The following is a 13,946-nucleotide window of genomic DNA, read 5'->3' as shown; positions in this document are numbered from 1 at the left end:
ATATAAATGTATTTGGCGGCCTATAAAAGTTAAAAATGTTATTTTCTCTGAAATTATCACCTCAATGAATAATAATCTATTAATAACTTTAGCGACGTAAAGTATAAGAGTGTAAGTACTATAAAGTACAAGCCAAATAATTCTACTACAGGAGCTATTAGTAAATAAATGACAGTAACCTTTCAACCTTTTAAACACTAAATTTAAGTTTAACTATGAATAAAATATTAAAGTTAATTGGTCGTAATAAAACGCTCTTCTTGCATGATATTGATAAAGCGGAGAACAAACTTCAGCAAATAGTGTCAAATTCAAAATTTCTTGTGCTAGGTGGGGCTGGCTCAATAGGCCAAGCTGTAACAAAAGAAATTTTTAAACGTAACCCTAAAAAACTTCATGTTGTTGATATTAGCGAAAATAACATGGTTGAGTTAGTGCGTGACATTCGTAGTTCTTTTGGCTATATCGACGGTGACTTTCAAACCTTCGCACTTGATATTGGTTCAGTTGAGTATGATGCATTTATAAAAGCAGATGGCCAATATGACTATGTATTGAACCTTTCTGCACTTAAGCATGTTCGTAGTGAAAAAGACCCATTTACATTAATGCGTATGATCGACGTAAATGTATTTAACACTGATAAAACAATTCAACAATCGATTGATTGCGGTGCAAAAAAATATTTTTGTGTGTCTACCGATAAAGCAGCTAACCCAGTTAATATGATGGGGGCTTCAAAGCGTATAATGGAAATGTTCTTAATGCGTAAAAGTGAAGACATTGCTATTTCTACCGCTCGATTTGCAAACGTTGCTTTTTCAGATGGCTCATTGCTACATGGTTTCAATCAGCGCATACAAAAACAACAACCAATAGTCGCACCGAGTGATATCAAACGCTACTTTGTTACACCTCAAGAATCTGGTGAGCTGTGTTTAATGTCATGTATTTTTGGTGAAAATAGAGATATTTTCTTTCCAAAATTAAGTGAAGCTTTACACTTAATTACCTTTGCAGATATTGCTGTAAAATACCTTCATGATCGTGGTTACGAACCTTTCTTATGTAAAACTGAAGACGAAGCACGAGAGCTAGTAAAAACGCTACCAGCTCAAGGAAAGTGGCCGTGTTTATTTACTGAAAGTGACACTACAGGTGAAAAAGATTTCGAAGAGTTCTTTACCGATAGTGAAACATTAGACATGGAGCGTTTTGAAAATTTAGGCATTATCAAAAATGACGCAATTTTCGAGCAAGCATTATTATCTGAGTTTGAAGAAAAAATTACTCAAATGAAAGCTGATAAAAATTGGACTAAAGACGAAATTGTCTCACTTTTCTTTAAAATGCTTCCTGATTTTGGGCATAAAGAAACGGGCAAATACCTTGATGGTAAAATGTAATTAGGCAGATATATCATGACTAAACAGCTTGTTTCATTTGTAAAAGATCTCTACCAAACTAACGAGTTTATTCCTCTGCACGCACCCACTTTTTCAGGGAATGAACAACAATATGTATCCGAAACTATAAGCAGCACGTTTGTTTCAAGTGTTGGTAAGTTTGTAGATGACTTTGAAACACATATTGAAAATTACACCGGCACCGCAAAAGCAGTGGCTACTGTAAATGGTACCGCCGCGTTGCATGCAGCACTCTATATGGCGGGAGTTAAAAATAACGATATCGTTATTACTCAAGCACTTACTTTTGTAGCAACCTGTAATGCTTTACATCACATGGGGGCTGAGCCTGCGTTTGTTGATGTATCACCTGTTAGCTTGGGTTTATGCCCTAAAGCATTGTCTGCATTTTTAGAGCAACATGCGGTATTAACCGAATCGGGGCCGATACATAAAAAAACAAAACAGCGCTTTCAGGCAGTGGTGCCAATGCATACATTTGGGCATCCTGTTGAGCTTGATGAACTAATTAGTGTGTGCAATGAGTGGCAGATTGCCTTAGTCGAAGATGCAGCAGAAAGCCTTGGCTCATTTTATAAAGGTAAGCATACAGGTACGTTAGGTGATTTTGGCGCAATTAGCTTTAATGGTAATAAAATTATTACCACCGGTGGCGGCGGCATGGTTTTATGCAAAACCTTAGCCTCGGGGCAGTATACAAAGCATATAACCACTACAGCTAAGGTTCCTCATCCGTATGAATTCTTTCATGATGAAGCGGGCTTTAATTATCGTATGCCTAATCTAAATGCAGCACTTGGTTGTGCGCAAATGGAAAGCCTTGCCGCATTTATCGACAATAAACGTCACCTCGCCAGCCTATATTCAGACTTTTTTAAAGGCTCTGACTTTAAATTTGTAACAGAGCCTAGCTATGCAAAATCAAACTATTGGTTAAATGCAATTATTTGCCCAAATCCCAGTGAGCGAGAAAAGCTACTAAAGCAGACTAATGCTGATGGTGTTATGACTCGACCAATATGGCAATTAATGCATCGACTACCTATGTTCGAAAATGCAATGCGAGGCGATTTAAGCCATTCAGAGTTTATTGAAGCTCACTTAGTTAACATACCAAGCTCTCCAGTTAAAAGTTTAGGCAAGTTATAATGACACAGAAAATAGCTGTATTTACAGGGACTCGTGCAGAGTATGGACTGCTGTACTGGCTTATAAAAGATATTCAAAGTGATCCAGAGCTTACATTACAGCTATTAGTTTCAGGCATGCATTTATCATCTGAGTTTGGTGAAACCTACAAACAAATAGAGCAAGATGGTTTTAGCATAGATGAAAAAATAGAAATTCTACTCTCATCAGATACTGCCGTCGGTACCGCTAAAAGTATGGGGCTTGGTGTGCTTGGTTTTGCTGATGCACTAAGTAGATTAAAGCCTGATGCGCTGGTCATTTTAGGTGACCGCTTTGAAGCACTTGCGGCTGCTCAAACCGCAATGATATTACGCATACCTATTTTGCATCTGCACGGAGGCGAAATCACCGAAGGGGCGTATGATGACGCTATTCGACATGCTATTACTAAACTTAGCTATTTACACGGAACCTCTACCGAGGAATATCGCCAACGTGTAATCCAGTTAGGTGAGATGCCTGAGCGAGTTAAAAATATTGGTGCAATTGGCCTAGATCATTTATCACGTAGTGATTTTATGAGTGTTAATGAAATTGGCAACTCATTAAACTTTAATTTAAAGCAGCCTTACTTTCTTGTTACCTATCATCCAGTAACGTTAGGTGAAGAGCCACCGGAGCAAAGCTTTAGCGCATTACTCGATGCATTAGATGAGTTTAAAGATCATCAGGTTATTCTAACCTACCCCAATGCAGACGATGGTGGGCGCCGTATAATTCCAATACTTGAAGATTATGCTAAACAGCACCCTAATAGAGTATGTGCAATACCGTCATTGGGACAAAAGCGCTATTTGAGCACGGTAAAAAATGCCGCTGTTGTTATTGGTAATTCATCGAGTGGTATCATTGAAGTCCCCGCATTTAACGTGCCTACAGTCAATATAGGCGTACGACAAAAAGGCCGTTTAGCAGCTAAAAGTGTACTTAACTGTATAGCAACAAAAGCCGCTATTTCAGCAGCAATAAAATCGGCTGTTACAGGTAGCTATAAAGATCCAGGCGAAACAATTATTAATCCATATGGCGCCGGCAATGCAAGTGCTCAAGCAATTCAAATGCTCAAATCTTTAGAGTTTGAGCCGAGCAAATCTTTTTACGATTTAAAGTGAGAACCTCTATGACATTAATTATAGCTGAAGCTGGTGTAAACCATAATGGCAGTGACGACATAGCGTTTTCTCTTGTTGATGCTGCGCATCAAGCAGGAGCCAATATAGTTAAATTCCAAACATTTAAAGCTAAAAATTTAGTCACTGAAGATGCACAACAAGCAGAGTATCAAGTCACTAATAGTGGTCAAAAAGAGTCTCAGTACTCAATGCTAAAGCGATTAGAGTTGAGCTACGAAACGCACCATAAGCTAGTGAAATATTGTAATGAGTTAGGTATTGAGTTTTTATCTACCGCATTTGACTCAGAAAGCCTTTCATTTTTAGTTGATGATTTAGGAATAACGCGCCTAAAACTACCATCGGGTGAAATTACTAACGCGCCATTAGTACTAGAACACGCAAGAACAGGTTGTGATCTAATCGTATCAACAGGTATGGCAACGCTTTCTGAAATAGAGCAGGTATTATCAGTAATTGCTTTTGGTTATTTAAACCCAGAAGGCAATCCAACAGAAGAAGCATTACAAACAGCGTATTTTTCAGAGCAAGGTAAGCAATTATTAAAAGACAAAGTAACGCTTTTACATTGTACAACCGAATACCCAGCGCCATTTAATGATATAAATTTAAATGCCATGGATACAATGAAAGACGCGTTTAAGCTAGAAGTAGGTTACTCAGATCATAGCGCCGGAATAGTAGTGCCTATTGCTGCAGTGGCCAAAGGAGCGGTCTTAATTGAAAAACATTTTACTGTTGATAAATCATTACCAGGGCCAGATCACAAAGCATCTCTAGATCCAATAGAATTAAAAGAAATGGTTGATGGAATTCGCATTGTAGAAAAAATATTAGGTGATGGCATTAAAGGACCACGGCCTTCTGAAGTTAAAAATAAAGCCGTTGCGCGTAAAAGTTTAGTTGCAGCACAAGCAATTAAACAAGGAGACATATTGACTGAAAAGCATATTTCAGTGAAACGACCTGGGGACGGCATTGCACCAATTAATTTTTGGAAATTATTAGATACCCCGGCCACTAAAGATTACTCAGTTGGTCAATTACTCGATGAAAAATAAACCTCTTGTAATGATTGGTGGCGGAGGCCATGCCGCCGCCTTATTAGAAATTCTTTTACTACAAGGAAGAGATATTATTGCTGTTGTCGCACCCGAAATAACAGCAGGCAAGGAATTATTTAAAGGTATTAAGCACTTTAAAAATGATAACGCTATTTTAGACTTTGCTACTGATGAGGTTGAACTTGTAAACGGCATAGGGGCAATGCCTTATTCTGGTTTACGCACCAAGATCCATACTGAATTTAAAAGCAAGTTTTATGGATTTGCCACAGTGATCGCAAGCTCAGCTAATGTGTCTACATACGCAACCATTGCACAGGGAGCACAAGTTTTATCAAATGCCACAATCTGTATAGGAAGTAAAATTGGTTTTGGAACTATAGTAAATACTTCAGCTAGCATTGATCACGATTGTGAAATAGACGCATTTTGTCATATAGCACCGGGTGTTGTAATGAGCGGCCAAGTTCATGTAAAAGAGTCCGTACATATAGGCACTGGTGCAAAAATTATCAATGATATTCAAATAGGCAAAAATACAATAATAGGTGTTGGCGCTAATATTTTAAAAACACTCCCAGACTCCGCTATCGTTTATGGAGCCAGACCATACATAAAACTGGAAGGTAAATTATGACCACAAATTTTGAAAATATTTTGATCTCTCCAGATGTCAAAATACGAGACGCGCTAAAAGTTATAGACAAAGAAGCCATGCACGCCGCTTTAGTTGTTCTAGAGTGTAATAAGTTAATCGGCTTAGTAACCGATGGTGATATTCGTCGAGGATTAATTAACGGCATTGGTCTTGATGATCCTGTGACCGAAATAATGAATACATCACCAACCAGTGCAACAACGTTGATGTCTAATGAATCCTTAAAAATAATGATGCAAAAAAAGAAAATTTTGCTTTTACCTATACTTGATGAAAATGGCCGACTTGTTAATGTAAAAACATTACATGAAACACTTGAGATTGAAAAACGTGATAATCCCGTTTTTTTAATGGCGGGCGGCTTCGGCACTCGATTACGCCCGCTAACAGATAACTGCCCAAAGCCTATGCTTAAAGTGGGCGGTAAGCCAATGTTAGAAACATTAATCAATCATTTTAAAAGTCATGGTTTTTATAAGTTTTATATTTCAACGCACTATTTACCTGAAGTGATCATGAATCACTTTGGTGATGGTAGTCAGCACGATATAGAAATCACATACGTTCATGAAGATGCCCCTTTAGGCACTGGTGGCGCACTTTCTTTATTACCAAAGTCCATTCCTAAGCTACCTCTTATTATGATTAATGGAGATATTCTTACTAACGTAGATTTTAGAAAGGTACTTGATTTTCATAATGCAAACCAAGCTGATGCGACTATGTGCGTGCGCGACTATGAAATTAAAGTGCCTTTTGGTGTTATTGAAGGTAAAGGGAATGAAATTTCAAATATCGTCGAAAAACCCACTTATCGCTACTTTGTAAATGCCGGTATATATGTCATTTCAAATAAAGTAATTGAGTCACTATCAAGTCATGAGTACTTAGACATGCCAACATTATTTGAAAACTTAAAAGCGAACGATGAAAGAACATTAAAATTCCCGATACATGAATATTGGCTAGATGTTGGCCGCCATGATGATTTTAATCGTGCGCAAATAGATATTCATGATCTTGGGGTGCTTTAATGAGCAATGAAAAAACTATTTTAGCGATTATACCTGCTAGGGGAGGAAGCAAACGCCTTCCAGGAAAAAATATCTTACCATTAGCAGGTAAGCCAATGATTAATTGGTCAATCGAAGCGGCAAGAAATGTACCTTCAATAGCGCGAGTAGTGGTAAGTACAGATTGCGAAACCATAGCCAATACGTCAAAGGCCGCTGGCGGAGAAGTCCCTTTTTTAAGACCTGCTAGCCTATCATCAGACACAAGCAGTAGTGTCGATGTAGTACGCCATACGCTCGAGTATTTTAAAGGTATAGGCGAATATTTTGATTATGTATTACTACTCCAACCAACATCGCCTTTACGCTCAGCTGCTGATATACAAGGAGCGATTGATTTATTAAATGTAAAAAATGCTGATTCAGTAATATCAGTTTGTGAGTGTGAGCATTCTCCACTGTGGAGTAATACATTAGATGATTCATTATCTTTAGAAAACTTCATCCCTAAAAACGTAAAAAATATGCGTAGCCAAGATCTACCACAATATTACAGATTAAATGGTGCAATTTATTTAACTAAAGTTGAACAGTTTCTGCAAGAAGGGGGTTTGATGTCAGGCAATAGCGTAGCTTATAAAATGGATAGCCATAGCTCTGTAGACATCGATACAAAACTAGACTTTATAATTGCTGAAACAATCCTGCGAGACAAAATACATGAATAAAATACTTATAATAGGTGCAGGGCAACTAGGAAGCAGACACTTACAAGGTGCTTTACAAAGTGCTTTACCACTGAATATTACGGTTGTAGACCCATCCAGCGACTCGTTAAATATTGCACAGCAAAGAGCCGAGCAAGTCTCTATTGAAAATGTAAAAAGCACAGTGCAATACTCGCAAAGCTTACCAAAAGCAGAGTCATTCGACGTATGTATTATTGCAACCTCAGCACCAGTACGCGCTAAAGTAACAGCCACCTTACTTGCTGAAAATAAAGTTCGTTATATTATTTTTGAAAAGGTATTGTTCCAAGCGCTGCATGAATATACAGAAGTTGCAGCATTGCTTGAACAGCACAATGTAACTGCATGGGTTAACTGCCCTCGAAGACTTTACCCTTCTTATAAGCAAATTAAAGAACTTTTAAACCCGAACGAAGTACTTGCAATGAAAGTGTCTGGTAGCGGCTGGGGAATGGCATGTAATAGCATTCACTTTATCGATTTGTTTTCGTATTTATGTAACGAAGCAAACTTACAAGCTACCGAAAATAATTTAGATACACAATTATTAGAAAGTAAAAGAGCGGGTTTTTACGAGCTAACCGGTAAAGTAAAGTTTATGCTTGGCCAGCATTCATTAGAGCTTGAGTGTACAACGGCTGACGAAGTAGTAATACAAGTATCGCTTTCATCTGATTCTAACACTATATCAATCGACGAAATTGCAGGTACTATCAATACAGCCAATGTTTCAGCTGAGCAACAATTTAAGCACCAAGTAAAATACCAAAGCGAGCTAACCGGTTTAAATATTGATGAAATACTAAATAGCAATACTTCATCATTAACTCCTTTTAATGAGTCGTGTCATCTACATACCTCTATGATTGAGCTATACCTTGAGCATATAAATAACGTGCTAAATAAAAACTTATTAGCGTGTCCAATAACATAAAAAGGAGAACAAAATGATTTGGTTAGTTGGCTCAGGCCCAATGTCGGTTGATTATGCAAAAATTTTAGATGCTCAAAATCGCGATTATATCGTTATTGGCCGTGGTAAAGCATCTGCAGAAGAATTTACCAATAAAACAGGTAAAGAGGTTATTCAAGGCGGACTTGAAGCCTTTTTAGAAACAGCCCCAGCATGCCCTGAAGCGGCAATTGTGAGTGTAGGCGTTGCACAGTTATACGCAACCACTCAACAGTTAATCCAAAGCGGTGTAAAGCGCATATTGGTTGAAAAGCCAGGCGGCACAACATTAACCGAGCTTAATACTTTATATGAGCAAAGTACGGCAAGTGGCTGCGATGTTTTTATTGCTTATAATAGACGTTTCTTTGCTTCAGTTATCGCATTAAAAGAAAGGCTTAAGGCTGAAGGTGGCGTAACATCGTTCAACTTTGAACTAACAGAGTGGGCTCATGTTATAGAAAAAATAGATAAGCCTAAAGACGTGCTCAGTAAATGGTTTTTAGCTAATTCTACTCATGTAGCCGATCTGGCATTTTATTTAGGCGGTCAACCTAAAAAAATGGCTAGCTTTGTTACTGGTGAACTAAATTGGCACCCTACCTCTTCAATCTTCTCAGGGGCTGGTGTGAGTGAATCTGGCGCATTATTTAATTATGCAGCTAACTGGGAGTCGGCCGGACGCTGGGCTGTAGAAATATTTACTAACGAAAACAGATACATATTAAAGCCAATGGAGTCGTTACTAGTGCAAAAAAGAGGCACAATTCCTCAACTTAGTGTCGAAATAGATGAGTCGCTAGATAAAGAATTCAAGCCCGGCTTATATAAACAGTTAGACGCATTTTTACAAGGCGATGTAACAAACCTTTGCTCGTTAGATGAACAACGCCACATGTGTAGTTTTTATAATAAAATGGCAGGTTATGAGTAAGTCCCGTATCATGATTAATATATATGAGTAACCGTAAATTACTAATATGTTAATCTGCTAATGGAATATAGTGTGTAAATTTATGAACTTTTTCTTAGTTTGGAGTTAATGGCTTGTTTCGTTCAATGAAGATAGTTTCTTCTCTAACATTATTAAACTCAGTTTTACCATTTTTGCTACTTCCCATACTGACCTTTCAATTAACATTAGAAGAGTATGGGGGGTTAATACTTCTAGAGAGCTTTATCGTAATTCTTACACCAATACTACAGTTTTCCATTGCAGGGCTTATTGTCGAGTATTTTAAGTTATCTAAATCTGATTTTTCTTTATATCTAACCAACTCATTAATAATAGTGTTACCTGTATTTGTATTTTTTCAAATAATTGTATTTTATTCATCAGAATTTATAGTTGGTCGGTTTGGCTTGCATGAGGGTTGGTTTTTAACCTTGCCAATAATCATCCTTTTTAATGTTACGATTCAAGCATCTGTGTTAGTTTATCAATGCAAAAAGAAATATCGACTTTACTCTCTTTTTTTATTAGGCCCTAATGTTGTAACTTTTATCTTAACAATTTCATTATTATTTTTTTTTGATCTCGGATGGGAATCTAAACTTTTTGCAGTTTTTAGTTCTTTCTTTTTATTTTCGGTCTTGTCTTTTTATCTACTAATAAAAGAGCTTGATATAAAGTGGAAGTTAAGTTGGTTTATGGTTTCATCTAACTTGAAATTTACTTTACCAATTATTCCTCACTCTGTGGCTGCTGGGATGTATTTTATGGCCGATAGGATTTTTATATCAGAGTTTTTAGGAAATGCCTCTGTTGCTATATATGCAGCAGGGATGCAACTGGCTATGATAATGTCAGTACTGCAAAACTCTTTGAGCAAAGCTTGGGCACCATTCGTTATGGAGTTTATAGCACAAAAGGCAGAAGAGAAAACGTTATTTCTTGACGGTTATTCACAGCTTTTTCGTTTTATGTTTTTAGCTTGTTTAGTTGTAATCTTATCTGGGGTAATAATAAGCATTGTAATTTACTTCTTAGTTGATCACTTATTACCGATAGATTACTCGCAAGCTAAATACTTAGGAATCATGTTGATAGGAGGTTTTTGTTTATTGGGTTTTTATAAAGTGTACACTCCAATTCTTTGGTACCACAAAAGAACAGGCTCATTATCTAAAGTAACAGTTATAGTCTTTTTGATAAATTTAGTATTAAATTTACTACTTATTCCAAAGTATGGAGTTTATGGTGCTTGTTATGCGACTATTATTAGTATTGCCTGTCAATTTTTATTCTCACAAGCTATTGTATTCTCAGTAGTTAAAAATCATAAAAGAGGGCCAGTTGGTGTCAATTAAAAGAAAGCTATTTGTAATAATCCAACCACTACAATACCTGCAAGCGCTTGAGTTATTACAGGATTGTGATGAAAATATACTTATAATTCCTTGGGCAAATGAGAATAATCAGTTACATAAACTAGTTGATAAAAAGATTTGGAATAAAGTGTTTTGGATAAAATATAGTGGTACAGCTGTTGATATTGTTAAAAATAATAAAGCAATTAAACAGATGCTCAAAGAGCTTGGCGCATTTGATGAGATCCTTATAAGTGCATATTATAACGAATTTATGAACTTAATAGCTAATTCTAACCCACTTTCAAATAAAGTGCTTCTTGAAGATGGTAATGCAACATTACTGATAGACTCTAGCAAGCACTATAAAAGTATTAAATTTAGGTCTAAGTATATAGTTTGCAAAATATTAGGTTTTGACATTAGACCTATCGATAATGCCACTTTGGTCACGCTTGATCGAAAACATAAAATGGCAACACCATTAATAGCAAAAAATATTATCGTTAATGATTTTCGTAAGCTTCAGAGTGAAGTCGTTAAATATGATTTACACAATTCTGTTTATTTTATAAGTTCAGCATTTATCAATGCAGGAATGATATCAAGGGAAAATTATATCAATTTCTTGCTCAAACTTGCAAAGCAATATGAGCAATGTGAATTTAAAATTGTTTTGCATAGATTTGATAAAAAAACTGATTTTACAGAGTTTAATGGGTTAAGTCATGTTGAAGTTATAGAGTCAACAGGCCCTATAGAGCTATATTTTAAAGATAATATGATTAAGCCGTTGAAAGTTATTACCGCAGGTTCTGGTGCTACAGAAACGTTAGAGCTTATCTATGGTTTTGATGTTAATGTTGTTATACCTAAATTAGAGTGTTTTTATCTAAAACACAGAAAAAATATGGAATTGCTCATCGAGCATTTTCAAGTATCACATCATGTTGAATTATTATAGAGAGATTAATACATGATTAAAGTAATCCGCTTTATGACTCGCATAACAATAAAAATAAAAAGGTTTTTCTGGGTCCTTAAAGTTCGTTTAATTGCAGAGTCTACAGGTAAAGCTATATTTATTGGAGGCCCTTCATCTGTTAATTTTAAAACTATATTGGGGGAGCATTGCAGTTCAAATGGTTTAACGATCAGAGGTTCTGGGAGTGTTAGGATAGACGACTATGTTCATACTGGTAATGACCTATTAATAATAACGAGTAATCATAATTACAAGAATGCTACTTCCTTACCATATGACGATAAGCATGAAAATAAAGGTGTTGTTATTAAAAGGGCCGTATGGATAGGAGATAGAGTTACAATTCTTGGAGGTGTTACAATCGGTGAAGGTGCAATTATTCAGGCTGGCAGTGTGGTCGTTTCTGATATACCAAAGTTTGGAATCGCCGGGGGAAATCCTGCAAAAGTATTTAAATATAGAGATGAGAAGCATTACATAAACTTGGCAAATCAAGATAAGTTTACCCGGTTATAACTCAGATAGGCAATTTCTACAGAGTGCTAAACTTATAAAGTTTTAGTTTTTAAGTTAGCGTTTAAAGTGTTAAATAAAACTACATTTATATAAGCTATAGAGCAAGTATCTATGAAAGCAAAGGCATAAATATTAAATTTAGTTTATAAGCTAGGAAGTTGAAATGGTTAGAACTGGCTTGCCCACTAAATCATCGCAATATATGTTTGTTAGTTACACAACATATTTATTAATCCTTTGGACATTTTTAAATTATGGGGGGAAAGGTGCTGACCCTTACACTGGTGGAGGAATCCGCTGGTTTCTTATTACAATACCTTTATTTATCTATATACTTATAAATTTAGCACTCATAGTAAAAGAATATAAAATCAAGAAAGATCCGATAATTATCTTTTTAGGTTTATATTTACTTTCTAGCTTTTTAACTTCAGTCGTTAACTTTGATATAAAGCACTTCTCAGAAACACTACGCTGGGCACTTCCAATTATATGTATAGTGCATTTCCGAGTATATTTTCCACTACGGCTTATAAATGGACTTTACTTATTTGCGTTATTATTTTTAATTTTTACATTTGATCCACAAGTAACTGATTATGGCTACTTGCCAGGTCAAACTACAGTAAATCTTCATCAAGGAATGTGGTGGCGAGTTTCAATATGGAAATATTTAACACCTCCTTACTCAGCTGCTTTTTCTTTAATCGTATTTTTTGCCAATTACTTTTTAAACAAAAGTAAAAGTAGATACTTGTTTTATATAATTTCAATATACTTCATAATTTTAAGTGGTAATCGAACGAGTTATTTGATTTTTGTTTTGTGTCTTTCGCTAGTTTTTGTATTTGATAAAAATAAGTTTGGATATAATAGAGTTTATTGCATTTTACCTGTATTGAGCCTTGCGATTATTTTTGGATTACAGCTTGCTTCTGATATTATTCCTTTGCTAGGAATACAGAACGAATTTTTTAATAGTGCAATTTTGAGGAGTGACTCAGCTAATGCTGATGCTCAAAATTTATCCTCTCGCTTTTTAATCATCTTAGAGCATTTCAGGCTGATGGGTTCTGCAGGTATAAGTAGTATTGTAGGGATTGGTTCAGACATATATATATCGCCTTATTGGACCGTAAATGGTGGTACATTGGGTGGTTCAACAGACTCTTACTTAACCCACTTATTAGCAAGAGACGGTATATCTTTTTTATTCTTACTTTTTTCTTTTATTTCATTCTTTATAGTGGCAATGAGGGAGAGAAATCTATTTGCATATATAATTTTAATATCACTTCTGTTATACACCGTTGGCTATGGTGCGTGGTTAAATTTAACCAGCCCCGTATTTTTAATTTTCCTAGGTTGTTTGTACCAACAAAATAACCCTCTTACTAAGCCTATATAGAATATAATATGAATAGAAAACGAGTATTAATATTAGCTGATTATTATGTACCAGGTTATATGGCCGGAGGTCCAATAAGGAGCTTACAGAGTGTTTGCGATGCCCTTGGGAGGGAATTTGATATATATTTGGTTACAAGAGATCGTGATTTGGGGGGGGAAGCTAGATATAAAAATATTATAATAAATAGCTGGATGGATGTTGGCTCCGTTAAAGTAATGTATGTTGAAAGTGCCAGTTTTTCATTTGGCTTTGTAAACGAAATATTGAGAAAATTAGAACCAGATGTGGTGCACTTGAATAGCTTAATGTCGATTCGTTTTTCATTCATTCCTTTGTTAACAAGCAGATATTCAAAATACTTTAAGGGCGTGATTTTTTTATCCCCTCGAGGAGAGCTATCTAGAGGAGCCTTGAAAATAGGTGGTTTGAAAAAAAGAGTATATTTATTTGTTATTAAATTACTTAATTTAGATAATTATGTAGAGTGGATTGCTTCTAGCGATGGTGAAAAAAGTGATATATTACATAACTTTGGAA

General features: G+C 35.8%; 14 protein-coding genes. All 14 read left to right on the top strand.

The window, feature by feature from the left end; translation table 11 throughout:
* Positions 1–215: 215 nt before the first annotated feature.
* A complete protein-coding gene (locus BW139_RS17700) occupies positions 216–1,406 on the top strand; it encodes a UDP-N-acetylglucosamine 4,6-dehydratase (RefSeq protein ID WP_076920529.1) in 1,191 nt (396 codons plus the stop codon).
* 15 nt (positions 1,407–1,421) lie between these two features.
* Positions 1,422–2,576, top strand: a complete 1,155-nt coding sequence (locus tag BW139_RS17695; RefSeq protein ID WP_076920528.1) for a LegC family aminotransferase — start codon at positions 1,422–1,424, stop codon at positions 2,574–2,576.
* Complete coding sequence (gene neuC / locus BW139_RS17690) at positions 2,576–3,730, top strand: UDP-N-acetylglucosamine 2-epimerase (RefSeq protein ID WP_076920527.1); 1,155 nt, start codon at positions 2,576–2,578, stop codon at positions 3,728–3,730. The genes BW139_RS17695 and neuC overlap by 1 nt, the downstream gene beginning before the upstream one ends.
* Before the next feature lie 8 nt (positions 3,731–3,738).
* Positions 3,739–4,812, top strand: coding sequence for an N-acetylneuraminate synthase (gene neuB / locus BW139_RS17685; protein ID WP_076920526.1), 1,074 nt, complete (start codon positions 3,739–3,741; stop codon positions 4,810–4,812).
* Positions 4,802–5,452 carry a NeuD/PglB/VioB family sugar acetyltransferase gene (locus BW139_RS17680; protein WP_076920525.1) on the top strand — a complete coding sequence of 217 codons (651 nt, stop codon included), beginning with the start codon at positions 4,802–4,804 and terminating at the stop codon, positions 5,450–5,452. Before neuB ends, BW139_RS17680 begins: the two co-directional genes overlap by 11 nt.
* A complete protein-coding gene (locus tag BW139_RS17675; protein ID WP_076920524.1) occupies positions 5,449–6,507 on the top strand; it encodes a nucleotidyltransferase family protein in 1,059 nt (352 codons plus the stop codon). The genes BW139_RS17680 and BW139_RS17675 overlap by 4 nt, the downstream gene beginning before the upstream one ends.
* Positions 6,507–7,214, top strand: coding sequence for a cytidylyltransferase domain-containing protein (locus BW139_RS17670; protein ID WP_076920523.1), 708 nt, complete (start codon positions 6,507–6,509; stop codon positions 7,212–7,214). The genes BW139_RS17675 and BW139_RS17670 overlap by 1 nt, the downstream gene beginning before the upstream one ends.
* Positions 7,207–8,169, top strand: coding sequence for a Gfo/Idh/MocA family oxidoreductase (locus BW139_RS17665; protein WP_076920522.1), 963 nt, complete (start codon positions 7,207–7,209; stop codon positions 8,167–8,169). Before BW139_RS17670 ends, BW139_RS17665 begins: the two co-directional genes overlap by 8 nt.
* A 13-nt stretch (positions 8,170–8,182) precedes the next feature.
* Positions 8,183–9,121, top strand: a complete 939-nt coding sequence (locus BW139_RS17660) for a Gfo/Idh/MocA family oxidoreductase (protein WP_076920521.1) — start codon at positions 8,183–8,185, stop codon at positions 9,119–9,121.
* A gap of 125 nt (positions 9,122–9,246) precedes the next feature.
* On the top strand, positions 9,247–10,497 hold the full coding sequence (locus tag BW139_RS17655) for a lipopolysaccharide biosynthesis protein (protein WP_076920520.1): 1,251 nt from the start codon (positions 9,247–9,249) through the stop codon (positions 10,495–10,497).
* Positions 10,487–11,461, top strand: a complete 975-nt coding sequence (locus tag BW139_RS17650) for a hypothetical protein (protein WP_076920519.1) — start codon at positions 10,487–10,489, stop codon at positions 11,459–11,461. Before BW139_RS17655 ends, BW139_RS17650 begins: the two co-directional genes overlap by 11 nt.
* A gap of 12 nt (positions 11,462–11,473) precedes the next feature.
* The gene (locus tag BW139_RS17645) at positions 11,474–11,998 is read left to right on the top strand and encodes an acyltransferase (RefSeq protein WP_076920518.1); all 525 of its coding nucleotides are present in this window, start codon (positions 11,474–11,476) and stop codon (positions 11,996–11,998) included.
* A gap of 163 nt (positions 11,999–12,161) precedes the next feature.
* Entirely contained in the window at positions 12,162–13,406 is a 1,245-nt protein-coding gene (locus BW139_RS17640) for a hypothetical protein (RefSeq protein ID WP_076920517.1), read from the top strand.
* An 8-nt stretch (positions 13,407–13,414) separates the two neighbouring features.
* Positions 13,415–13,946 (top strand): hypothetical protein (locus BW139_RS17635; RefSeq protein WP_217697119.1); only part of this gene is annotated, 532 nt, incomplete at its 3' end.

This window comes from Pseudoalteromonas sp. SK18 (assembly GCF_001974855.1).
In the GTDB taxonomy this organism is placed as follows: Bacteria; Pseudomonadota; Gammaproteobacteria; order Enterobacterales; family Alteromonadaceae; genus Pseudoalteromonas.
The sequence above is the reverse complement of the archived record's forward strand: the minus strand, read 5'-3'. Positions and strand labels throughout refer to the sequence as shown.